Source organism: Pseudomonas sp. XS1P51 (genome assembly GCF_054897845.1).
This window is the reverse complement of the sequence record NZ_CM142707.1, coordinates 4,309,538-4,331,999: the sequence shown is the minus strand read 5'-3', so window position 1 is coordinate 4,331,999 and position 22,462 is coordinate 4,309,538. Positions and strand designations below refer to the sequence as shown.

General features: G+C 55.0%; 27 protein-coding genes. All 27 read left to right on the top strand.

All coding sequences use genetic code 11. The features are described 5' to 3' along the window. Positions 1 to 55: 55 nt before the first annotated feature. The 27 genes from rplL to rpmD all read left to right on the top strand — a co-directional run bounded on the left by rplL (position 56) and on the right by rpmD (position 22,462). On the top strand, positions 56 to 421 hold the full coding sequence (gene rplL, locus ACYZUD_RS20230) for a 50S ribosomal protein L7/L12 (RefSeq protein WP_007896630.1): 366 nt from the start codon (positions 56 to 58) through the stop codon (positions 419 to 421). Positions 422 to 641: 220 nt separating this feature from the next. Next, complete coding sequence (gene rpoB / locus ACYZUD_RS20225; RefSeq protein ID WP_462019840.1) at positions 642 to 4,715, top strand: DNA-directed RNA polymerase subunit beta; 4,074 nt, start codon at positions 642 to 644, stop codon at positions 4,713 to 4,715. Between the two features lie 64 nt (positions 4,716 to 4,779). Continuing rightward, complete coding sequence (gene rpoC, locus ACYZUD_RS20220) at positions 4,780 to 8,979, top strand: DNA-directed RNA polymerase subunit beta' (RefSeq protein ID WP_007896632.1); 4,200 nt, start codon at positions 4,780 to 4,782, stop codon at positions 8,977 to 8,979. Positions 8,980 to 9,195: 216 nt separating this feature from the next. Then, positions 9,196 to 9,567, top strand: a complete 372-nt coding sequence (gene rpsL / locus ACYZUD_RS20215; protein ID WP_002555494.1) for a 30S ribosomal protein S12 — start codon at positions 9,196 to 9,198, stop codon at positions 9,565 to 9,567. Positions 9,568 to 9,684: 117 nt separating this feature from the next. Then, positions 9,685 to 10,155 carry a 30S ribosomal protein S7 gene (rpsG, locus tag ACYZUD_RS20210; RefSeq protein ID WP_002555493.1) on the top strand — a complete coding sequence of 157 codons (471 nt, stop codon included), beginning with the start codon at positions 9,685 to 9,687 and terminating at the stop codon, positions 10,153 to 10,155. A gap of 30 nt (positions 10,156 to 10,185) precedes the next feature. Next, the gene (gene fusA / locus ACYZUD_RS20205; RefSeq protein ID WP_462019839.1) at positions 10,186 to 12,291 is read left to right on the top strand and encodes an elongation factor G; all 2,106 of its coding nucleotides are present in this window, start codon (positions 10,186 to 10,188) and stop codon (positions 12,289 to 12,291) included. A 31-nt stretch (positions 12,292 to 12,322) separates the two neighbouring features. Beyond that, positions 12,323 to 13,516, top strand: coding sequence for an elongation factor Tu (gene tuf / locus ACYZUD_RS20200; RefSeq protein ID WP_007896660.1), 1,194 nt, complete (start codon positions 12,323 to 12,325; stop codon positions 13,514 to 13,516). A gap of 156 nt (positions 13,517 to 13,672) precedes the next feature. Then, positions 13,673 to 13,984, top strand: coding sequence for a 30S ribosomal protein S10 (gene rpsJ / locus ACYZUD_RS20195; protein ID WP_003186070.1), 312 nt, complete (start codon positions 13,673 to 13,675; stop codon positions 13,982 to 13,984). 80 nt (positions 13,985 to 14,064) lie between these two features. Beyond that, a complete protein-coding gene (gene rplC / locus ACYZUD_RS20190) occupies positions 14,065 to 14,700 on the top strand; it encodes a 50S ribosomal protein L3 (RefSeq protein WP_003186059.1) in 636 nt (211 codons plus the stop codon). A 12-nt stretch (positions 14,701 to 14,712) separates the two neighbouring features. Continuing rightward, positions 14,713 to 15,315 (top strand): 50S ribosomal protein L4, encoded by a 603-nt coding sequence (rplD, locus tag ACYZUD_RS20185; RefSeq protein WP_007896707.1) that lies wholly within the window; start codon positions 14,713 to 14,715, stop codon positions 15,313 to 15,315. Then, positions 15,312 to 15,611, top strand: a complete 300-nt coding sequence (gene rplW / locus ACYZUD_RS20180; RefSeq protein WP_002555488.1) for a 50S ribosomal protein L23 — start codon at positions 15,312 to 15,314, stop codon at positions 15,609 to 15,611. Before rplD ends, rplW begins: the two co-directional genes overlap by 4 nt. Before the next feature lie 14 nt (positions 15,612 to 15,625). Then, entirely contained in the window at positions 15,626 to 16,450 is an 825-nt protein-coding gene (gene rplB, locus ACYZUD_RS20175) for a 50S ribosomal protein L2 (protein ID WP_003210080.1), read from the top strand. Positions 16,451 to 16,466: 16 nt separating this feature from the next. Continuing rightward, a complete protein-coding gene (gene rpsS / locus ACYZUD_RS20170; protein WP_002555486.1) occupies positions 16,467 to 16,742 on the top strand; it encodes a 30S ribosomal protein S19 in 276 nt (91 codons plus the stop codon). A gap of 13 nt (positions 16,743 to 16,755) precedes the next feature. After that, positions 16,756 to 17,088, top strand: coding sequence for a 50S ribosomal protein L22 (gene rplV, locus ACYZUD_RS20165; protein WP_003103908.1), 333 nt, complete (start codon positions 16,756 to 16,758; stop codon positions 17,086 to 17,088). Positions 17,089 to 17,101: 13 nt separating this feature from the next. Next, positions 17,102 to 17,788 (top strand): 30S ribosomal protein S3, encoded by a 687-nt coding sequence (gene rpsC, locus ACYZUD_RS20160; protein ID WP_003176422.1) that lies wholly within the window; start codon positions 17,102 to 17,104, stop codon positions 17,786 to 17,788. Positions 17,789 to 17,800: 12 nt separating this feature from the next. Continuing rightward, positions 17,801 to 18,214 carry a 50S ribosomal protein L16 gene (gene rplP / locus ACYZUD_RS20155; RefSeq protein WP_007896757.1) on the top strand — a complete coding sequence of 138 codons (414 nt, stop codon included), beginning with the start codon at positions 17,801 to 17,803 and terminating at the stop codon, positions 18,212 to 18,214. Then, on the top strand, positions 18,214 to 18,405 hold the full coding sequence (rpmC, locus tag ACYZUD_RS20150; protein WP_008030901.1) for a 50S ribosomal protein L29: 192 nt from the start codon (positions 18,214 to 18,216) through the stop codon (positions 18,403 to 18,405). The genes rplP and rpmC overlap by 1 nt, the downstream gene beginning before the upstream one ends. Before the next feature lie 2 nt (positions 18,406 to 18,407). Beyond that, positions 18,408 to 18,674, top strand: a complete 267-nt coding sequence (gene rpsQ / locus ACYZUD_RS20145) for a 30S ribosomal protein S17 (RefSeq protein ID WP_003176419.1) — start codon at positions 18,408 to 18,410, stop codon at positions 18,672 to 18,674. Positions 18,675 to 18,697: 23 nt separating this feature from the next. Further along, entirely contained in the window at positions 18,698 to 19,066 is a 369-nt protein-coding gene (rplN, locus tag ACYZUD_RS20140) for a 50S ribosomal protein L14 (RefSeq protein ID WP_002555479.1), read from the top strand. Between the two features lie 11 nt (positions 19,067 to 19,077). Next, complete coding sequence (gene rplX, locus ACYZUD_RS20135; RefSeq protein ID WP_003176416.1) at positions 19,078 to 19,392, top strand: 50S ribosomal protein L24; 315 nt, start codon at positions 19,078 to 19,080, stop codon at positions 19,390 to 19,392. Between the two features lie 20 nt (positions 19,393 to 19,412). After that, entirely contained in the window at positions 19,413 to 19,952 is a 540-nt protein-coding gene (rplE, locus tag ACYZUD_RS20130; protein ID WP_003176415.1) for a 50S ribosomal protein L5, read from the top strand. Positions 19,953 to 19,965: 13 nt separating this feature from the next. Then, positions 19,966 to 20,271, top strand: a complete 306-nt coding sequence (gene rpsN, locus ACYZUD_RS20125; protein WP_003176414.1) for a 30S ribosomal protein S14 — start codon at positions 19,966 to 19,968, stop codon at positions 20,269 to 20,271. A gap of 209 nt (positions 20,272 to 20,480) precedes the next feature. Beyond that, on the top strand, positions 20,481 to 20,873 hold the full coding sequence (gene rpsH, locus ACYZUD_RS20120) for a 30S ribosomal protein S8 (RefSeq protein WP_003186040.1): 393 nt from the start codon (positions 20,481 to 20,483) through the stop codon (positions 20,871 to 20,873). An 11-nt stretch (positions 20,874 to 20,884) separates the two neighbouring features. Continuing rightward, positions 20,885 to 21,418 (top strand): 50S ribosomal protein L6, encoded by a 534-nt coding sequence (gene rplF, locus ACYZUD_RS20115; RefSeq protein ID WP_007896774.1) that lies wholly within the window; start codon positions 20,885 to 20,887, stop codon positions 21,416 to 21,418. Between the two features lie 10 nt (positions 21,419 to 21,428). Continuing rightward, positions 21,429 to 21,779: a 50S ribosomal protein L18 gene (gene rplR / locus ACYZUD_RS20110; RefSeq protein ID WP_003186037.1), complete on the top strand. Its 351-nt coding sequence runs from the start codon at positions 21,429 to 21,431 to the stop codon at positions 21,777 to 21,779. A gap of 3 nt (positions 21,780 to 21,782) precedes the next feature. Continuing rightward, a complete protein-coding gene (gene rpsE / locus ACYZUD_RS20105) occupies positions 21,783 to 22,283 on the top strand; it encodes a 30S ribosomal protein S5 (protein ID WP_007943782.1) in 501 nt (166 codons plus the stop codon). Positions 22,284 to 22,285: 2 nt separating this feature from the next. Beyond that, positions 22,286 to 22,462, top strand: coding sequence for a 50S ribosomal protein L30 (gene rpmD / locus ACYZUD_RS20100; protein ID WP_003186033.1), 177 nt, complete (start codon positions 22,286 to 22,288; stop codon positions 22,460 to 22,462).

The following is a 22,462-nucleotide window of genomic DNA, read 5'->3' as shown; positions in this document are numbered from 1 at the left end:
ATTGTTTATTTCGATGGCCGCGTAGGCTGTCACCCCAATACAGGAATTTATAGTCATGTCTCTGACTAACGACCAAATCATCGAAGCAATCGGCGAAAAATCCGTTCTGGAAATCGTTGAGCTGATCAAGGCAATGGAAGAGAAGTTCGGCGTTTCCGCTGCCGCTGCTTCCGCTGGCCCAGCTGCTGTTGCTGCCGTTGTTGAAGAACAAACTGAATTCAACGTCATGCTGACCGAAGCTGGCGAGAAGAAAGTTAACGTGATCAAGGCAGTACGTGAACTGACCGGTCTGGGCCTGAAAGAAGCCAAGGCTGTAGTTGACGGCGCTCCTGGCATCGTTCTGGAAGCTGTTTCGAAAGACGCAGCTGACAAAGCAAAAGCCACTCTGGAAGAAGCAGGCGCTAAAGTCGAGCTGAAGTAAGCATCGACTTTGCTCCTCCAGCCCGAGCGTTAAGCGAAAGGCTGATGGCTGGTGGCTCTTGCCACCGGCCTTTTTCCGTTATTGGCAGCCGACTGGGTCGGTGCTGGTAACGAGCTGTAACCACCCGATGCGGTGGCGCAAACCATGGGGTTTGCACGATTTTCTGGCTGCTCCCGTCGGGAGGGGCCAAACAAGCAGGTGACCAAGCTGGGGAACGCTGATGGCTTACTCATATACTGAGAAAAAACGTATCCGCAAGGACTTTAGCAAGTTGCCGGACGTCATGGATGTGCCGTATCTCCTGGCAATCCAGCTGGATTCGTATCGTGAATTCTTGCAGGCGGGAGCGACTAAAGATCAGTTCCGCGACGTGGGCCTGCATGCGGCCTTCAAATCCGTTTTCCCGATCATCAGCTACTCCGGCAATGCTGCGCTGGAGTACGTCGGTTATCGCCTGGGCGAACCGGCATTTGATGTCAAAGAATGCGTATTGCGCGGTGTAACTTACGCCGTACCTTTGCGGGTAAAAGTGCGCCTGATCATTTTCGACAAAGAATCGTCGAACAAAGCGATCAAGGACATCAAAGAGCAAGAAGTCTACATGGGTGAAATCCCCCTGATGACTGAGAACGGTACCTTCGTAATCAACGGTACCGAGCGAGTAATCGTTTCCCAGCTGCACCGTTCCCCGGGCGTGTTCTTCGACCACGACCGTGGCAAGACGCACAGCTCCGGTAAACTGCTTTACTCCGCGCGTATCATTCCTTACCGCGGTTCGTGGCTGGACTTCGAGTTCGACCCGAAAGACTGCGTGTTCGTGCGTATCGACCGTCGTCGCAAGCTGCCTGCATCGGTACTGCTGCGCGCGCTCGGCTATACCACTGAAGAAGTGCTCGACGCGTTCTACACCACCAACGTCTTCCACGTGCAAGGTGAAAACCTCAGCCTGGAACTGGTGCCTCAGCGCCTGCGTGGTGAAATTGCTGTCCTGGATATCCTGGATGACAAAGGCAAGGTTATTGTCGAGCAAGGTCGTCGTATCACCGCTCGCCACATCAACCAACTGGAAAAAGCCGGGATCAAAGAGCTGCAAGTGCCTCTGGACTACGTCCTGGGTCGCACTACCGCCAAGGTCATCGTGCATCCGGCAACCGGCGAAATCCTGGCAGAGTGCAACACCGAGCTGAACACCGAGATCCTGGCCAAAATCGCCAAGGCTCAGGTTGTTCGCATCGAAACTCTGTACACCAACGATATCGACTGCGGTCCGTTCGTCTCCGACACACTGAAGATCGACTCCACCAGCAACCAATTGGAAGCGCTGGTCGAGATCTATCGCATGATGCGTCCAGGCGAGCCGCCAACCAAAGACGCTGCCGAGACTCTGTTCAACAACCTGTTCTTCAGCCCTGAGCGTTATGATCTGTCTGCGGTCGGCCGGATGAAGTTCAACCGTCGTATCGGTCGTACCGAGATCGAAGGTTCGGGTGTGTTGTGCAAAGAAGACATCGTTGCGGTTCTGAAGACTCTGGTCGACATCCGTAACGGTAAAGGCATTGTCGATGACATCGACCACTTGGGTAACCGTCGTGTTCGCTGCGTAGGCGAAATGGCCGAGAACCAGTTCCGCGTTGGCCTGGTACGTGTTGAGCGTGCGGTCAAAGAGCGTCTGTCGATGGCTGAAAGCGAAGGCCTGATGCCGCAAGACCTGATCAACGCCAAGCCAGTGGCTGCGGCGGTGAAAGAGTTCTTCGGTTCCAGCCAGCTTTCCCAGTTCATGGACCAGAACAACCCGCTGTCCGAGATCACCCACAAGCGTCGTGTTTCTGCACTCGGCCCTGGCGGTTTGACTCGTGAACGCGCTGGCTTTGAAGTTCGAGACGTACACCCGACTCACTACGGTCGAGTATGCCCGATTGAAACGCCGGAAGGTCCGAACATCGGTCTGATCAACTCCCTGGCCGCTTATGCGCGCACCAACCAGTACGGCTTCCTCGAGAGCCCGTATCGTGTGGTGAAAGACGCTCTGGTCACCGACGAGATCGTGTTCCTGTCCGCCATCGAAGAGGCTGATCACGTGATCGCTCAGGCTTCGGCCACGATGAACGACAAGAAAGTCCTGATCGACGAGCTGGTAGCTGTTCGTCACTTGAACGAGTTCACCGTCAAGGCGCCGGAAGACGTCACCCTGATGGACGTATCGCCGAAGCAGGTAGTTTCGGTTGCAGCGTCGCTGATCCCGTTCCTCGAGCACGACGACGCCAACCGTGCGTTGATGGGTTCGAACATGCAGCGTCAAGCTGTACCAACCCTGCGCGCTGACAAGCCGCTGGTCGGTACTGGCATGGAGCGTAACGTAGCCCGTGACTCCGGCGTTTGCGTCGTGGCTCGTCGTGGTGGCGTTATCGATTCCGTCGACGCCAGCCGTATCGTGGTTCGTGTTGCTGATGACGAAGTTGAAACCGGCGAAGCTGGTGTCGACATCTACAACCTGACCAAGTACACCCGCTCCAACCAGAACACCTGCATCAACCAGCGTCCGCTGGTGCGTAAAGGTGATCGGGTTCAGCGTAGCGACATCATGGCCGACGGCCCGTCCACCGACATGGGTGAGCTGGCGCTGGGTCAGAACATGCGCATCGCGTTCATGGCGTGGAACGGCTTCAACTTCGAAGACTCCATCTGCCTGTCCGAGCGTGTGGTTCAGGAAGATCGCTTTACCACGATCCACATTCAGGAACTGACCTGTGTGGCGCGTGACACCAAGCTTGGGCCAGAGGAAATCACTGCAGACATCCCGAACGTGGGTGAAGCTGCGCTGAACAAACTGGACGAAGCTGGTATCGTTTACGTAGGTGCTGAAGTTGGCGCAGGCGACATCCTGGTGGGTAAGGTCACTCCGAAAGGCGAGACTCAACTGACTCCGGAAGAAAAACTGCTGCGTGCCATCTTCGGTGAAAAAGCCAGCGACGTTAAAGACACTTCCCTGCGCGTGCCTACCGGCACCAAGGGTACCGTCATCGACGTACAGGTCTTCACCCGCGACGGCGTTGAGCGTGATGCTCGTGCACTGTCGATCGAGAAGACTCAACTCGACGAGATCCGCAAGGACCTGAACGAAGAGTTCCGTATCGTTGAAGGCGCCACTTTCGAACGTCTGCGTTCCGCTCTGGTCGGCCACAAAGCCGAAGGCGGCGCCGGTCTGAAGAAAGGTCAGGAAATCACCGACGAAGTTCTCGACGGTCTTGAGCATGGTCAGTGGTTCAAGCTGCGCATGGCTGAAGATGCTCTGAACGAGCAGCTCGAGAAGGCTCAGGCCTACATCGTTGATCGCCGCCGTCTGCTGGACGACAAGTTCGAAGACAAGAAGCGCAAACTGCAGCAGGGCGATGACCTGGCTCCAGGTGTGCTGAAAATCGTCAAGGTTTACCTGGCAATCCGTCGCCGCATCCAGCCGGGCGACAAGATGGCCGGTCGTCACGGTAACAAGGGTGTGGTCTCCGTGATCATGCCGGTTGAAGACATGCCGCACGATGCCAATGGCACACCGGTCGACGTCGTCCTCAACCCGTTGGGCGTACCTTCGCGTATGAACGTTGGTCAGATCCTTGAAACCCACCTGGGCCTCGCGGCTAAAGGTCTGGGCGAGAAGATCAACCGGATGATCGAAGAGCAGCGCAAAGTCGCTGAACTTCGTAAATTCCTCGACGAGATCTACAACCAGATCGGCGGTCGTAACGAAGATCTGGATAGCTTCTCCGACCAGGAAATCCTGGATCTGGCGAAGAACCTGCGTGGCGGCGTTCCAATGGCCACTCCAGTGTTCGACGGCGCCAAGGAAAGCGAAATCAAGGCCATGCTGAAACTGGCGGACCTGCCAGAAAGCGGCCAGATGCAGCTGACCGACGGCCGTACCGGCAACAAGTTCGAGCGCCCGGTTACTGTTGGCTACATGTACATGCTGAAGCTGAACCACTTGGTAGACGACAAGATGCACGCTCGTTCTACCGGTTCGTACAGCCTGGTTACCCAGCAGCCGCTGGGTGGTAAGGCACAGTTCGGTGGTCAGCGTTTCGGGGAGATGGAGGTCTGGGCACTGGAAGCATACGGTGCTGCTTACACTCTGCAAGAAATGCTCACAGTGAAGTCGGACGATGTGAACGGCCGTACCAAGATGTACAAAAACATCGTGGACGGCGATCACCGTATGGAGCCGGGCATGCCCGAGTCCTTCAACGTGTTGATCAAGGAAATTCGTTCCCTCGGCATCGATATCGATCTGGAAACCGAATAACACGTGACGCGAATCGAGAGCGGGGCAGGATTGCCCGCTCTCTGCTCCGCCAGGAGGAAAGGCCTTGAAAGACCTACTGAATTTGCTGAAAAACCAGGGTCAAGTCGAAGAGTTCGACGCCATCCGTATTGGATTGGCATCGCCTGAGATGATCCGTTCGTGGTCGTTCGGTGAAGTTAAAAAGCCGGAAACCATTAACTACCGTACGTTCAAACCTGAGCGTGACGGCCTGTTCTGCGCCAAGATCTTTGGCCCGGTAAAGGATTACGAGTGCCTGTGCGGTAAGTACAAGCGCTTGAAGCACCGTGGTGTGATCTGCGAGAAGTGCGGCGTTGAAGTTGCACTGGCTAAAGTTCGTCGTGAGCGCATGGCGCACATCGAACTGGCCTCGCCAGTTGCCCACATCTGGTTCCTGAAATCGCTGCCGTCCCGTATCGGCTTGCTGATGGACATGACCCTGCGTGATATCGAACGCGTTCTCTACTTCGAGAGCTATGTCGTTATCGATCCAGGCATGACCACCCTTGAAAAAGGTCAGTTGCTCAACGACGAGCAGTACTTCGAGGCGCTGGAAGAGTTCGGTGACGATTTCGATGCCCGCATGGGTGCCGAAGCTGTCCGCGAACTGCTGCACGCTATCGACCTGGAACACGAGATTGGCCGTCTGCGTGAAGAAATTCCGCAAACCAACTCCGAAACCAAAATCAAGAAGCTGTCCAAGCGTCTGAAGTTGATGGAAGCCTTCCAGGGTTCCGGCAACCTTCCAGAATGGATGGTGCTGACCGTTCTGCCGGTTCTGCCGCCAGACCTGCGTCCACTGGTCCCGCTGGATGGCGGTCGCTTCGCGACTTCCGACCTCAACGACCTGTATCGTCGAGTGATCAACCGTAACAACCGCTTGAAGCGTCTGCTCGATCTGTCCGCTCCGGACATCATCGTGCGCAACGAAAAGCGTATGTTGCAGGAAGCCGTCGATGCACTGCTCGACAACGGTCGTCGTGGCCGCGCTATCACCGGTTCCAACAAGCGTCCTCTGAAATCCCTGGCTGACATGATCAAGGGTAAGCAAGGTCGTTTCCGTCAGAACTTGCTCGGTAAGCGTGTTGACTACTCCGGTCGTTCGGTAATTACCGTAGGTCCGACCCTGCGTCTGCACCAGTGCGGTCTGCCGAAGAAAATGGCTCTCGAGCTGTTCAAGCCGTTCATTTTCGGCAAGCTGGAAATGCGTGGTCTCGCTACCACCATCAAAGCTGCCAAGAAGATGGTCGAGCGCGAGCTGCCGGAAGTCTGGGACGTTCTCGCCGAAGTCATCCGCGAACACCCGGTTCTCCTCAACCGTGCACCGACCCTTCACCGTCTGGGTATCCAGGCGTTTGAACCGGTACTTATCGAAGGCAAGGCTATCCAGCTGCACCCTCTGGTCTGTGCTGCGTACAACGCCGACTTCGACGGCGACCAAATGGCCGTGCACGTACCGCTGACACTGGAAGCCCAGTTGGAAGCGCGTGCGTTGATGATGTCGACCAACAACATTCTGTCGCCAGCCAACGGTGAGCCAATCATCGTTCCGTCGCAGGACGTTGTATTGGGTCTGTACTACATGACTCGTGAAGCGATCAACGCCAAGGGCGAAGGTCGTGTGTTCGCGGATCTGCAGGAAGTTGACCGTGTGTTCCGTGCCGGCGAAGCCGCACTGCACGCCAAGGTTAAAGTGCGGATCAACGAAACCGTCAACGATCGTGATGGTGGCAGCGTCAAGAACACTCGTATCGTCGACACCACTGTCGGCCGTGCGCTGTTGTTCCAGGTTGTTCCACCTGGCCTGTCGTACGACGTCGTCAACCAGCCGATGAAGAAAAAAGCGATCTCCAAGCTGATCAACCAGTGCTACCGCGTGGTTGGTTTGAAAGAGACCGTGATCTTCGCTGACCAGTTGATGTACACCGGTTTTGCCTATTCGACCATTTCCGGCGTTTCCATCGGTGTTAACGACTTCGTTATCCCGGATGAAAAAGCCCGCATCATCGGTGCTGCTACCGACGAAGTGAAAGAGATCGAAAGTCAGTACGCCTCCGGCCTGGTAACCCAGGGCGAGAAGTACAACAAAGTGATCGACCTTTGGTCCAAGGCGAACGACGAAGTTTCCAAGGCGATGATGGCCAACCTCTCGAAAGAGAAAGTCATCGACCGTCATGGCGTCGAAGTCGACCAAGAGTCTTTCAACTCGATGTACATGATGGCCGACTCGGGCGCACGGGGTTCTGCTGCGCAGATCCGTCAGCTCGCCGGTATGCGTGGCCTGATGGCCAAGCCGGACGGTTCCATCATCGAAACGCCGATTACTGCGAACTTCCGTGAAGGTTTGAGCGTACTTCAGTACTTCATCTCTACTCACGGTGCTCGTAAAGGTTTGGCGGATACCGCGTTGAAAACTGCGAACTCCGGTTACCTGACTCGTCGTCTGGTAGACGTGGCGCAGGATCTGGTTGTGACCGAGATCGATTGCGGCACCGAGCATGGCCTGGTAATGACTCCGCACATTGAAGGCGGTGACGTTGTTGAGCCATTGGGTGAGCGTGTATTGGGTCGTGTCATTGCCCGTGACGTGTTCAAGCCAGGTACCGAAGAAATCATCGTTCCTGCCGGCACGCTGGTAGACGAGAAGTGGGTCGAGTTCATCGAGCTGAACAGCATCGATGAAGTGATCGTGCGTTCGCCGATCAGCTGCGAAACCCGCTACGGCATTTGCGCCAAGTGCTACGGCCGTGACTTGGCTCGTGGTCATCAGGTGAACATCGGTGAAGCGGTCGGCGTTATCGCTGCCCAGTCCATCGGTGAGCCGGGTACCCAGCTGACCATGCGTACGTTCCACATCGGTGGTGCGGCAAGCCGGACTTCCGCAGCTGACAGTGTTCAGGTGAAGAATGGCGGTACCGTCCGTCTGCACAACCTGAAGCATGTTGAGCGAGTGGATGGTTGCCTGGTTGCTGTGTCCCGTTCCGGTGAGCTGGCAATCGCTGATGACTTCGGTCGTGAGCGTGAGCGTTACAAGCTGCCGTACGGTGCTGTGATTTCGGTTAAAGAAGGTGACAAGGTCGACGCTGGCGCAATCGTGGCCAAGTGGGATCCGCACACTCACCCAATCGTTACCGAAATGAAAGGTACCGTGACCTACGTGGGCATGGAAGAAGGCATCACGATCAAGCGTCAGACTGACGAATTGACCGGTATGACCAACATTGAAGTACTCGACGCCAAAGACCGTCCAGCTGCCGGTAAAGATATCCGTCCTGCCGTGAAGATGGTTGATGACAACGGCAAGGATCTGTTGCTGCCAGGCACTGACGTTATCGCTCAGTACTTCCTGCCAGCCAACGCCCTGGTCGGTGTGGCGGACGGTGCGAAAATCGCGATCGGTGATGTTATCGCTCGTATTCCGCAAGAGACTTCGAAAACCCGTGACATCACCGGTGGTTTGCCGCGTGTTGCCGACTTGTTCGAAGCCCGTCGTCCGAAAGAAGCCTCGATTCTGGCTGAAGTCAGCGGCACCATCGCGTTCGGTAAAGAGACCAAAGGCAAGCGCCGTCTGGTTATCACCCCGAACGACGGTAGCGATCCGTACGAAGAGCTGATTCCGAAGTGGCGTCACCTGAACGTCTTCGAAGGCGAACAGGTAAACCGCGGCGAAGTTATCTCGGACGGCCCGAGCGATCCACATGACATCCTGCGTCTGCTGGGTGTGAGTGCGCTGGCCAAGTACATTGTGAACGAGATCCAGGACGTTTACCGTCTGCAAGGCGTGAAGATCAACGACAAGCACATCGAGACCATCCTGCGTCAGATGCTGCGTAAAGTTGAAATCGCTGAATCCGGCGATTCCAGTTTCATCAAGGGCGACCAGATGGAATTGACTCACGTTCTGGTAGAGAACGAGCGTCTGGCTGGCGACGAGAAATTCGTTTCCAAGTTCACTCGCGTGCTGTTGGGTATCACCAAGGCGTCGTTGTCCACCGAATCGTTCATCTCGGCGGCTTCCTTCCAGGAAACCACTCGCGTACTGACCGAAGCGGCGGTAACCGGCAAGCGCGATTACCTGCGCGGCCTGAAAGAAAACGTAGTCGTGGGTCGTCTGATTCCGGCGGGTACCGGTCTGGCTTATCACAGCGAGCGTAAACGCCGCCGTGATGCGGACAAACCGTTGCGCGTAAGCGCCAGTGAAGTGGAAGCTGCACTGACCGAAGCGCTGAACTCGAGCGGTAACTGAGTTCTGCGGTAAGTGAGCGTAAGGCCCTGATCATTCCGTTCATCGAATCGAGACAATTTGTCGAGGTTGGATGAGCGGAGAGGTCGGGGCCTTTCCTTGACTGGGGGCAAGATCCTCTTTAGACTCTTGTACCCCTAAATTTGGCGGGAATTCGTTCCTGCCATTTTGCTTTTCTTGCAAGACAATAGCGTCGCAAGACAACAGTGGAGCTAGTAGATGGCAACTATCAACCAGCTGGTACGTCAGCCGCGTAAGCGTATCGTCGAGAAATCCGACGTGCCTGCGCTGCAGAACTGCCCGCAACGTCGTGGCGTATGCACCCGTGTGTATACCACCACGCCGAAAAAACCTAACTCGGCACTGCGTAAAGTATGCCGTGTGCGTCTGACCAACGGTTTCGAGGTTTCCTCGTACATCGGCGGTGAAGGCCACAACCTGCAAGAGCACAGCGTCGTACTGATCCGTGGCGGCCGTGTAAAAGACTTGCCAGGTGTTCGTTACCACACCGTTCGCGGTTCTTTGGATACTTCCGGCGTTAAAGGTCGTAACCAGGGTCGTTCGAAGTACGGTACCAAGAAGCCTAAGTAGTAGCGGCTTTTTGTAAAACTGATTTTCTATTTTTCTGAGTCGATAAGAGTAAGGTCGGAGGCGTCCCGAAAGGGCACTGATTCCGAGCGAACCTGAAGACCGTTTGAGGGCTTATCCATGCCAAGAAGACGCGTAGCAGCCAAGCGCGAAGTGCTTGACGATCCAAAATACGGCAGCCAGATCCTGGCCAAGTTCATGAACCACGTGATGGAAAGCGGCAAGAAAGCCGTTGCCGAGCGTATCGTTTATGGCGCGCTGGAAAAGGTTAAAGAACGCAAGAACAGCGACCCCCTGGAAATCTTCGAGAAAGCTCTCGACGCCATCGCTCCGCTGGTCGAAGTAAAGTCGCGCCGTGTAGGCGGTGCTACTTACCAGGTTCCGGTTGAAGTTCGTCCGTCCCGTCGTAACGCTCTGGCAATGCGCTGGTTGGTAGACTTCGCCCGCAAGCGCGGCGAGAAGTCTATGGCTCTGCGTTTGGCTGGCGAACTGTTGGACGCTGCTGAAGGCAAAGGTGCTGCAGTTAAGAAGCGTGAAGACGTGCACCGTATGGCTGAAGCCAACAAGGCTTTCTCGCACTACCGCTTCTAATTTTAGCGTCACTAATTTTGCGAGGGCTTTATGGCTCGTACTACACCGATTAATCGCTACCGTAACATTGGTATCGTTGCTCACGTGGATGCTGGTAAAACCACCACCACCGAGCGCGTCCTTTTTTACACTGGCAAAAGTCACAAAATGGGCGAGGTGCATGACGGCGCCGCGACCACAGACTGGATGGTGCAGGAGCAGGAGCGTGGTATTACCATTACTTCTGCTGCTATTACCGCCTTCTGGCAGGGTTCCGAGAAGCAGCACAAAGATCAATACCGCTTCAACGTCATCGACACCCCGGGCCACGTTGACTTCACTATTGAAGTTGAGCGTTCCCTGCGTGTACTCGACGGCGCGGTCGTTGTGTTCTGCGGTACCTCGGGTGTTGAGCCTCAGTCGGAAACCGTATGGCGTCAAGCCAACAAATACGGCGTTCCACGTCTTGTTTACGTAAACAAGATGGACCGTGCTGGTGCAAACTTCCTGCGCGTGATCGGTCAGATCAAGCAGCGTCTGGGTCACACTCCGGTGCCAATCCAGTTGGCGATCGGTTCCGAAGACAACTTCCAGGGTCAGATCGATCTGATGGCCATGGAAGCTGTTTACTGGAACGACGCTGACAAAGGCATGGTTCCGGTTCGCAAGCCTATCCCTGCTGAGCTGCAGGAACTGGCTGACGAGTGGCGCGGCAACATGGTTGAGGCTGCGGCCGAAGCCAGCGAAGAGCTGATGAACAAGTACCTCGAAGGTGAAGAGCTCACCAACGAGGAAATCAAGGCCGCTCTGCGTCAGCGTACTATCGCTGGTGAGATCGTTCTGGCTGTTTGCGGTTCTTCCTTCAAGAACAAGGGTGTTCCCCTGGTTCTCGACGCCGTTATCGACTACCTGCCTGCGCCTGTTGATATTCCTGCCATCAAGGGTACTGACCCGGATGACGAGACTATCGATCTGGAGCGTCATGCAGACGACAACGAGCCGTTCTCCGCTCTGGCATTCAAAATTGCCACCGATCCGTTCGTGGGTACCTTGACCTTTGTTCGAGTTTACTCGGGCGTGTTGGCCTCCGGCGACGGCGTGATCAACTCGGTTAAAGGCAAGAAAGAGCGCGTGGGTCGTATGGTGCAAATGCACGCAAACGCCCGTGAAGAAATCAAGGAAGTACGCGCTGGCGACATCGCGGCCTTGATCGGCATGAAGGACGTCACCACCGGTGAAACTTTGTGCAACGCTGACAAGCCAATCATCCTGGTTCGCATGGACTTCCCGGAGCCGGTTATTTCGGTTGCCGTAGAGCCTAAGACCAAGGACGACCAGGAAAAAATGGGTATCGCTCTGGGCAAGCTTGCTCAGGAAGATCCATCTTTCCGCGTCAAGACTGATGAAGAGACTGGTCAAACGATCATCTCCGGCATGGGCGAGTTGCACCTGGACATCCTGGTTGACCGGATGCGCCGTGAGTTCAACGTCGAAGCCAACATCGGTAAGCCTCAAGTTTCGTACCGTGAGCGCATCACGAAGAGCTGCGAGATTGAAGGCAAGTTCGTTCGTCAGTCCGGCGGTCGTGGCCAGTTCGGTCATTGCTGGATTCGTTTTGCTCCTGCTGACGAAGGTCAGGAAGGTCTGCAATTCGTGAACGAAGTAGTAGGTGGTGTGGTTCCTAAGGAATACATCCCGGCTATCCAGAAGGGTATCGAAGAGCAGATGAAGAACGGCGTTGTTGCCGGCTATCCGCTGATCGGCCTGAAGGCTACCGTGTTTGATGGTTCCTACCACGACGTCGACTCCAACGAGATGGCGTTTAAGGTGGCTGCTTCCATGGCAACCAAGCAACTGGCCCAGAAGGGCGGTGGTGAGTTGCTTGAGCCGATCATGGCGGTAGAGGTTGTTACGCCTGAAGACTATATGGGTGACGTGATGGGCGACCTTAACCGTCGTCGCGGCATGATCCTGGGTATGGAAGACACGGTCTCCGGCAAAGTAATTCGTGCTGAAGTTCCGCTGGGTGAGATGTTCGGTTATGCGACCGACGTCCGTTCCATGTCCCAAGGTCGCGCAAGCTACTCTATGGAATTCAAAAAATACAATACGGCTCCGTCGCACATCGTCGAAACCGTTACCAAAAAACAAGGCTGATTCAGCCCCTTTAGGCTAGGAGTTAATTGTCGTGGCTAAAGAAAAATTTGACCGTACCCTCCCGCACGTCAACGTTGGCACCATCGGTCACGTCGACCACGGTAAAACCACGCTGACCGCTGCTCTGACTCGCGTTTGCTCCGAAGTTTTCGGTTCGGCCGTTGTTGCTTTCGACAAAATCGACAGCGCTCCGGAAGAGAAAGCTCGTGGTATCACCATCAACACCGCACACGTTGAATACAACTCGCTGATCCGTCACTACGCTCACGTTGACTGCCCAGGTCACGCTGACTACGTGAAGAACATGATCACCGGTGCTGCTCAGATGGACGGCGCTATCCTGGTTTGCTCGGCCGCTGATGGTCCGATGCCACAAACCCGTGAGCACATCCTGCTGTCCCGTCAGGTTGGCGTTCCGTACATCGTTGTCTTCCTGAACAAGGCTGACATGGTTGACGACGCTGAGCTGCTGGAACTGGTTGAGATGGAAGTGCGCGATCTGCTGAGCACTTACGACTTCCCAGGCGACGACACTCCGATCATCATCGGTTCGGCTCTGATGGCTCTGAACGGCCAAGACGACAACGAAATGGGCACCACTGCCGTTCGTAAGCTGGTTGAGACTCTGGACAGCTACATCCCGGATCCAGTCCGTGTTATCGACAAGCCGTTCCTGATGCCAATCGAAGACGTATTCTCGATCTCCGGTCGCGGTACTGTTGTAACCGGCCGTATCGAGCGCGGTATCGTCAAGGTTCAGGATCCACTGGAAATCGTTGGTCTGCGTGACACTACCGTCACCACCTGCACCGGTGTTGAAATGTTCCGTAAGCTGCTCGACGAAGGTCGTGCTGGCGAGAACTGCGGCGTTCTGCTGCGTGGTACCAAGCGTGACGACGTTGAGCGTGGTCAGGTTCTGGTCAAGCCAGGTTCGGTCAAGCCGCACACCAAGTTCGAAGCTGAAGTCTACGTACTGAGCAAAGAAGAAGGCGGTCGTCACACTCCGTTCTTCAAAGGCTACCGTCCACAGTTCTACTTCCGTACTACTGACGTGACTGGTAACTGCGAGCTGCCGGAAGGCGTTGAGATGGTAATGCCAGGCGACAACATCAAAATGGTTGTCACCCTGATCAAGACCATCGCAATGGAAGACGGTCTGCGTTTCGCTATCCGTGAAGGCGGTCGTACCGTCGGCGCTGGCGTCGTAGCCAAAATCATCGAGTAAGCTCTTTTTGAGTAAGCTTTGATGAATTGAAAAAGCCCCCGCTTAGCGGGGGCTTTTTTATTGGGTTGACACCTATATGGGGCGTCTATAGAATTGCGCCTCCTTTTAACGGGCGTATTGCGCTCGGTGGGAATAGCAGCCGGAGTCTGAAATCCAATGCAAAATCAGCAAATCCGTATCAGGTTGAAGGCTTTTGACCATCGCCTGATCGACCAATCCACCCAGGAAATCGTGGAAACCGCGAAACGTACTGGTGCTCAAGTGCGTGGTCCAATTCCACTGCCTACCCGTAAAGAGCGGTTCACCGTTCTGGTCTCCCCGCACGTCAACAAAGACGCGCGTGACCAGTACGAGATCCGTACTCATAAGCGCGTTCTGGACATCGTCCAGCCAACGGATAAAACCGTTGATGCACTTATGAAGCTTGATCTTGCGGCCGGTGTGGAAGTGCAGATCAGCCTCGGCTAAGACTCGGTCTTAGTCGTGTAACGCTCTGAAATGGGCGGCCATAGCGGGTGAAAGCCCCGTACACTCATGAGGTTTACAACATGACTATTGGTGTAGTCGGTCGTAAATGCGGTATGACCCGTATTTTCACCGAAGAAGGTGTCTCCATTCCGGTCACGGTCATTGAGATCGAGCCGAATCGCGTCACCCAGTTCAAAACTGAAGAGACCGATGGCTATCGTGCAGTGCAAGTCACTGTAGGCGAGCGTCGTGCTTCGCGTGTTACAGCTGCTCAGGCTGGCCACTTCGCTAAAGCGAACGTTGCCGCTGGTCGTACCGTAATGGAATTCCGTCTTGAAGAAGGCGAGTACCAGGCCGGCGATCTGATCAACGCTGAAATCTTCGCCGCCGGTCAACTGGTTGATGTAACCGGTCAGTCCAAAGGTAAAGGCTTCCAGGGTACGATCAAGCGTTGGAACTTCCGCGGGCAAGATAATACCCACGGTAACTCCGTGTCCCACCGCGTTCCAGGCTCTATCGGCCAGTGCCAGACTCCTGGTCGTGTATTCAAGGGCAAAAAAATGTCCGGTCATATGGGCGCTGAGCGCGTGACCGTGCAGTCCCTCGAAGTAGTGCGCGTGGACGCTGAACGCAATCTGTTGTTGGTCAAGGGCGCTGTTCCTGGCGCTACTGGCGGCAACTTGGTTGTACGTCCAGCAGCCAAGGCTCGCGGTTAAGGGGAAGCTGACATGCAATTAAATGTAAATGACGCTCAAGCGATCGAAGTTTCCGAACTGACATTTGGCGGCGAATTCAACGAGACGCTGGTTCACCAAGCAGTCGTGGCCTACATGGCCGGCGGCCGTCAAGGTAGCAAGCAGCAAAAGACCCGTTCCGACGTTCGTGGTGGCGGTAAACGCCCATGGCGTCAGAAAGGTACTGGCCGTGCTCGTGCCGGTACTATCCGTAGCCCAATCTGGCGTGGCGGCGGTACCACTTTCGCAGCTCGTCCTCAGGATCACACCCAGAAGCTGAACAAGAAGATGTATCGCGCAGCAATGCGTTCCATCCTTGCTGAGCTGGTGCGTACTGATCGTCTGGTTGTGGTTCAGGACTTCGCTGTTGATGCACCGAAGACCAAAGATCTGCTGAACAAACTGACCGGCATGGGCCTGACTGACGTCTTGATCGTGTCTGAAGTGGTTGATCAGAACCTGTACCTGGCTGCTCGCAACCTGCCACACGTTGATGTACGTGACGTGCAAGGTTCCGATCCAGTTAGTCTGATCGCATACGACAAGGTGTTGATCACCGTGTCGGCCGTGAAGAAATTCGAGGAGCTGCTGGGATGAACCAGGAACGCGTATTTAAAGTTCTGCTTGGCCCGCACGTTTCCGAGAAGGCTACGGTTCTGGCTGACAAGAAAGGCCAGTTCGTTTTCAAGGTTGCAACTGACGCAACCAAGCTGGAAATCAAGAAGGCCGTCGAAAGCCTGTTCAGCGTGAAAGTAGAGCGTGTTACTACCCTGAATGTTCTGGGTAAGAGCAAGCGCACTGCTCGCGGTCTGGGCAAGCGTAATGACTGGAAGAAGGCGGTTATCTCCCTTCAGCCAGGCCAAGATCTCGATTTCAGCAGCAGTGCTGAGTAAGGAAGGGGTGCATCATGGCAATCGTTAAATGCAAACCGACTTCCCCTGGCCGCCGTTTTGTGGTCAAGGTGGTCAACCAGGAGCTGCATAAAGGCGCTCCTCACGCACCGCTGCTCGAGAAAAAATCGAAGACTGGTGGTCGTAACAACAATGGTCGTATTACCACTCGTCACATCGGTGGTGGCCATAAGCAGCATTATCGTCTGGTCGATTTCCGTCGCAACGACAAAGATGGCATCGCTGCCACTGTCGAGCGTATCGAATACGATCCAAACCGTACTGCTCACATCGCTCTGCTGCTGTACGCAGATGGCGAGCGTCGCTACATCATCGCCCCTAAAGGCGTGAGTGCTGGCGACCAGCTGATCGCAGGTGCCTTGGCGCCGATCAAGCCGGGCAACGCTCTGCAACTGCGTAACATTCCAGTTGGTAGCACCGTACACGGCATCGAATTGAAGCCAGGTAAAGGCGCGCAAATCGCTCGTTCCGCTGGTGCTTCGGCTCAGCTGATCGCTCGTGAAGGTGTCTACGTGACCCTGCGTCTGCGTTCTGGTGAGATGCGTAAAGTGCTGGCTGAATGCCGCGCGACCCTGGGTGAAGTCTCGAACTCCGAGCACAGCCTGCGTTCGCTGGGTAAAGCTGGTGCCAAACGCTGGCGTGGCGTTCGCCCAACCGTTCGTGGTGTTGCCATGAACCCGGTTGACCACCCACATGGTGGTGGTGAAGGTCGTACCTCTGGTGGTCGTCATCCGGTATCGCCATGGGGCTTCCCGACTAAGGGCGCGAAGACTCGTGGTAATAAGCGTACCGACAAAATGATCGTCCGTCGTCGCAAGTAAATAGAGGGATACGACAGTGCCACGTTCTCTGAAAAAAGGTCCTTTTATTGATCTTCACCTACTGAAGAAGATCGAAGTGGCGGCGGAAAAGAACGATCGCAAACCAGTTAAAACCTGGTCGCGTCGTTCGATGATCCTGCCACAAATGGTCGGTCTGACCATCGCAGTGCATAACGGTCGTCAACATGTTCCAGTTCTCGTGAACGAAGACATGGTCGGCCACAAACTGGGCGAGTTTGCCGGTACCCGCACATATCGTGGGCACGTGGCAGACAAGAAAGCCAAGCGTTAAGGGGTAAGGAACGATGGAAGTAGCCGCTAAGTTGTCGGGCGCTCGAATCTCCGCCCAGAAAGCCCGCTTGGTCGCCGACCAGATCCGCGGGAAGAAGGTGGGCGAAGCGCTCAACCTGTTGGCTTTCAGCAGTAAGAAAGCCGCCGAGATCATGAAGAAAGTGCTGGAGTCGGCCGTAGCCAACGCCGAGCATAACGAAGGCGCAGACGTTGATGACCTTAAAGTCAGCACCGTTTTCGTCAACGAAGGGCGTTCGCTGAAGCGAATCATGCCACGTGCCAAAGGCCGTGCTGATCGCATCGTCAAGCGGTCTTGCCATATCACTGTCAAGGTTGCTGACAAGTAACGGAGTCGAAGAGATGGGTCAGAAAGTACATCCCATTGGCATTCGCCTGGGAATCGTCAAGGAGCACACCTCCGTCTGGTACGCAGACGGTCGGACTTATGCGGACTATTTGTTCGCTGATCTGAAGGTGCGTGAGTATCTCCAAGACAAACTAAAAAGCGCGTCCGTAAGCCGTATCGATATCCATCGTCCGGCCCAAACTGCACGTATCACCATCCACACCGCTCGTCCAGGTATCGTTATCGGGAAGAAAGGTGAAGATGTTGAGAAACTGCGTCAGGACCTGACCAAACAAATGGGTGTGCCTGTGCACATCAATATCGAAGAAATCCGCAAGCCGGAGCTCGACGGTATGTTGGTTGCGCAGAGCGTAGCTCAGCAGCTGGAGCGTCGCGTAATGTTCCGTCGCGCTATGAAGCGCGCTGTACAGAACGCCATGCGCATTGGTGCCAAAGGCATCAAAATCCAAGTGAGCGGTCGTCTCGGCGGTGCTGAAATCGCACGTACTGAATGGTATCGCGAAGGTCGTGTGCCACTGCACACCCTGCGTGCCGACATCGACTATGCCAACTACGAAGCTCACACCACTTACGGTGTGATCGGTGTAAAGGTTTGGATCTTCAAAGGCGAAGTAATTGGTGGTCGCCAAGAAGAACTGAAACCACAAGCACCAGCGCCTCGTAAAAAAGCTGCTAAGTAAGGGGTACGCCAAATGTTGCAACCAAAGCGTACGAAGTTCCGCAAGCAGATGACAGGCCACAACCGTGGTCTGGCTCAGCGCGGTAGCAAAGTCAGCTTCGGCGAGTTCGCGCTGAAGTCTGTAGCTCGTGGTCGTCTCACCGCTCGTCAGATCGAGTCAGCGCGTCGTGCACTGACCCGTCACGTTAAACGTGGCGGCAAGATCTGGATCCGTGTATTCCCGGACAAGCCTATTTCCAAAAAGCCCCTCGAAGTTCGGATGGGTAAAGGTAAGGGTAGTGTGGAGTACTGGGTTGCCCAGATTCAGCCAGGCAAAGTCCTGTATGAAATCGAGGGCGTTTCTGAAGAGCTGGCGCGTGAGGCTTTTGCCCTGGCTGCTGCAAAGCTGCCGCTCGCCACCGCTTTTGTTAAACGGACGGTGATGTGATGAAAGCGAACGAACTTCGTGAAAAAGACGCGCCGCAGCTTAACGAGCAACTGCTCGGCCTGCTGCGCGACCAGTTCAATCTGCGCATGCAGAAAGCAACTGGCCAGTTGGGGCAGTCTCACCTGCTCCGGCAAGTTAAGCGTGACATCGCTCGCGTGAAGACTGTGCTCAAACAGCAGGCAGGTAAGTAATCATGGCTGAAGCCGAAAAAACCGTCCGTACGCTGACTGGCCGTGTTGTCAGCGACAAAATGGACAAGACCATCACCGTTCTGATCGAGCGTCGCGTAAAGCACCCGATCTACGGTAAATACGTTAAGCGTTCGACTAAGCTGCACGCGCACGACGAAACCAATCAGTGCCACATCGGCGACAAAGTCACTATTCGTGAAACTCGTCCGCTGGCCAAGACCAAGTCTTGGGCACTGGTTGATGTTCTCGAACGCGCTGTGGAAGTCTAAGGACTAGGGGTCGGAGAAATTATATGATTCAGACTCAATCCATGCTCGATGTGGCCGATAACAGCGGCGCTCGCCGCGTTATGTGCATCAAGGTGCTGGGTGGCTCCCATCGTCGTTACGCTGGTATCGGTGACATCATCAAAGTTACCGTGAAGGAAGCAATTCCTCGCGGTAAAGTGAAAAAAGGCCAAGTGATGACTGCTGTTGTAGTCCGCACTCGTCACGGCGTACGTCGTGCTGATGGCTCCATTATCCGCTTTGATGGCAACGCTGCTGTTCTTCTGAACAACAAGCAAGAGCCGATCGGCACCCGTATCTTTGGGCCAGTGACCCGTGAACTTCGTACTGAGAAGTTCATGAAGATCGTCTCGCTCGCCCCAGAAGTGCTGTAAGGAGATCCGACATGCAAAAGATTCGTCGTGACGACGAGATCATCGTGATCGCCGGCAAAGACAAAGGTAAGCGCGGTAAGGTGCTTAAGGTTCTCGCTAACAACCGTCTGGTTATTGGCGGTCTGAACCTGGTTAAGCGTCATACCAAGCCTAACCCGATGTCGGGCGTACAAGGCGGTATCGTCGAAAAAGAAGCTCCACTGGACGCTTCTAACGTCGCCATTTTCAACGGCGAAACCAACAAGGCTGACCGCGTTGGTTTCAAAGTAGAAGACGGCAAGAAAATTCGTGTCTTCAAGTCGACCCAAAAAGCGGTTGATGCTTGAACACTGCTAGGTAGAAGACCATGGCACGACTAAAAGAGATTTACTGGAAGGAAATCGCACCGAAGCTTAAGGAAGAACTTAAGCTTTCGAACGTGATGGAAGTTCCACGCGTTACCAAAATCACCCTGAATATGGGTCTGGGCGAAGCGGTCGGTGACAAAAAAGTCATCGAGCACGCTGTTGCCGACCTGGAAAAGATCACCGGTCAGAAAGTCGTTGTGACTTACGCTCGGAAATCCATCGCTGGCTTTAAAGTCCGTGAAGGCTGGCCGATCGGCGTCAAAGTGACTCTGCGCCGTGAGCGTATGTACGAATTCCTGGATCGTCTGCTGTCGATCTCCCTGCCTCGGGTCCGCGACTTTCGCGGCCTGAATGCCAAGTCCTTCGATGGTCGTGGTAACTACAGCATGGGCGTTAAAGAGCAGATCATCTTCCCGGAAATCGACTACGACAAGATCGATGCTCTCCGCGGTCTGGACATTACCCTGACCACCACTGCCAAGAACGATGATGAAGGTCGCGCCCTGTTGCGTGCTTTCAAATTCCCGTTCCGCAACTGATTGGAGTAGGAAAATGGCCAAGATGAGCATGAAAAACCGCGAGCTGAAGCGTCAGCTCACGGTTGCCAAGTACGCCAAAAAGCGTGCAGCACTGAAAGCAATCATCGTTGATCTGAACGCAAGTCCAGAAGCGCGTTGGGAAGCTACAGTAGCTCTGCAGAAGCAGCCACGTGACGCAAGCGCTTCGCGCATGCGTAACCGCTGCCGCCTGACCGGTCGTCCACACGGCGTTTACCGCAAGTTCGGCCTTGGCCGTAACAAACTGCGTGAAGCTGCAATGCGTGGTGACGTACCTGGTCTGGTTAAAGCCAGCTGGTAAGCACTGTCAAAGTCTCGGTGTTCGGGATCGCAAGATCCTGACCGCCGGTGACCTTGAACTTGAATCAAGCCCCTATTGGGGCTTGATTCATTTGTGGGGTGTGTCTAGAATACCCGGCTCGCCTGAGCCCGTGCTTTTTTCGCATGGATGTCCTCGGCGACAAGTAGTAGCCGCAAGGCTAATTTTTTTGTATTAGGAGCGTCTAGCCCATGAGTATGCAGGACCCGTTAGCGGACATGCTAACTCGAATCCGTAATGCCCAGATGGCTGAAAAGTCCGTCGTAAGCATGCCATCTTCTACTTTGAAGGTGGCTGTTGCCAAAGTCCTGAAGGACGAAGGTTACATTGCGGGTTATCAGATCAGCAGCGAAATCAAACCTCTGCTGTCCATCGAGCTGAAGTACTTCGAGGGCCGTCCGGTCATCGAGGAAGTGAAGCGCGTTAGCCGTCCAGGCCTGCGTCAGTACAAGTCCGTCGATGATCTGCCAAAAGTTCGTGGCGGTCTCGGTGTGTCTATCGTCTCCACCAACAAAGGTGTGATGACGGATCGTGCTGCGCGCGCTGCCGGTGTCGGCGGCGAAGTTCTTTGCACTGTGTTCTAGGGGGGATAAGCATGTCACGCGTCGCTAAGAACCCCGTTAAGCTGCCAGCCGGTGTCGAAGTCAAATTCGCAGGCCAACAGCTTTCGGTGAAGGGTGCCAAGGGCACTCTCGAACTGAACATCCATTCGTCCGTTGAGATCGTTGAAGAAGCTGGTGAGCTGCGTTTCGCTGCTCGCAATGGCGATCAACAAACTCGCGCAATGGCTGGTACCACTCGTGCGTTGGTAAACAACATGGTCCAAGGCGTAAGCCAAGGCTTCGAGCGCAAGCTCCAGCTGGTCGGTGTTGGTTACAAAGCGCAAGCAAAAGGCACAGTGCTGAACCTGGCTCTTGGCTTCTCGCACCCAGTGGATTATGAACTGCCGGAAGGCATCACCGCTGAGACTCCTAGCCAAACCGACATCCTGATTCGGGGTATCGATAAGCAGCTGGTAGGTCAAGTGGCCGCCGAGATCCGCGACTTCCGTCCACCAGAGCCGTACAAAGGCAAAGGTGTGCGCTACGCGGACGAAGTCGTCCGTCGTAAAGAAGCCAAGAAGAAGTAGGGCATAGCAAATGACCGACAAAAAAGTTACTCGACTGCGTCGCGCTCGCAAAGCACGCCTGAAAATGCACGAACTCGAAGTCGTGCGTCTCTGCGTGTTCCGCTCGTCGCAGCACATCTACGCCCAGGTCATTTCGGCCGACGGCAACAAAGTCCTGGCATCTGCCTCGACTTTGGATAAAGAACTGCGTGATGGCGCCACTGGCAACATCGACGCGGCCACTAAGGTTGGCCAGCTGGTCGCTACGCGTGCTAAAGCCGCTGGCGTCTCGCAGGTGGCTTTCGACCGCTCTGGCTTCAAGTACCACGGCCGCGTCAAGGCGCTGGCTGATGCTGCTCGTGAAGCTGGGCTGGAGTTCTAAGTTATGTCAAATAACGACCAAAAGCGCGACGAAGGCTACATTGAGAAGCTGGTTCAAGTTAACCGCGTAGCCAAAACCGTTAAAGGCGGCCGTATCTTCACTTTCACCGCGTTGACCGTGGTTGGTGATGGTAAAGGGCGTGTTGGCTTCGGCCGTGGCAAGTCACGTGAAGTGCCTGCTGCGATCCAGAAGGCAATGGAAGCTGCTCGTCGCAACATGATCCAAGTTGATCTGAACGGCACCACTCTGCAGTACGCAATGAAGTCCGGTCACGGCGCTTCGAAGGTGTACATGCAGCCTGCTTCTGAAGGTACCGGTATCATCGCTGGCGGCGCTATGCGTGCTGTCCTCGAAGTGGCTGGCGTTCAGAACGTTCTGGCCAAGTGCTATGGCTCGACTAACCCGGTAAACGTGGTTCACGCCACTTTCAAAGGTTTGAAAGCTATGCAGTCTCCTGAATCCATTGCCGCCAAGCGTGGCAAAAGCGTCAAGGAGATCTTCTGATCATGGCTACCGTTAAAGTTACGCTGATCAAAAGCATGACCGGCCGCATCCCTAACCACAAACTGTGCGTTAAGGGTCTGGGTCTGCGTCGCATCGGTCACACTGTAGAAGTACTTGATACTCCCGAGAATCGCGGGATGATCAACAAGGCTTACTACATGCTGCGTGTCGAGGGTTAA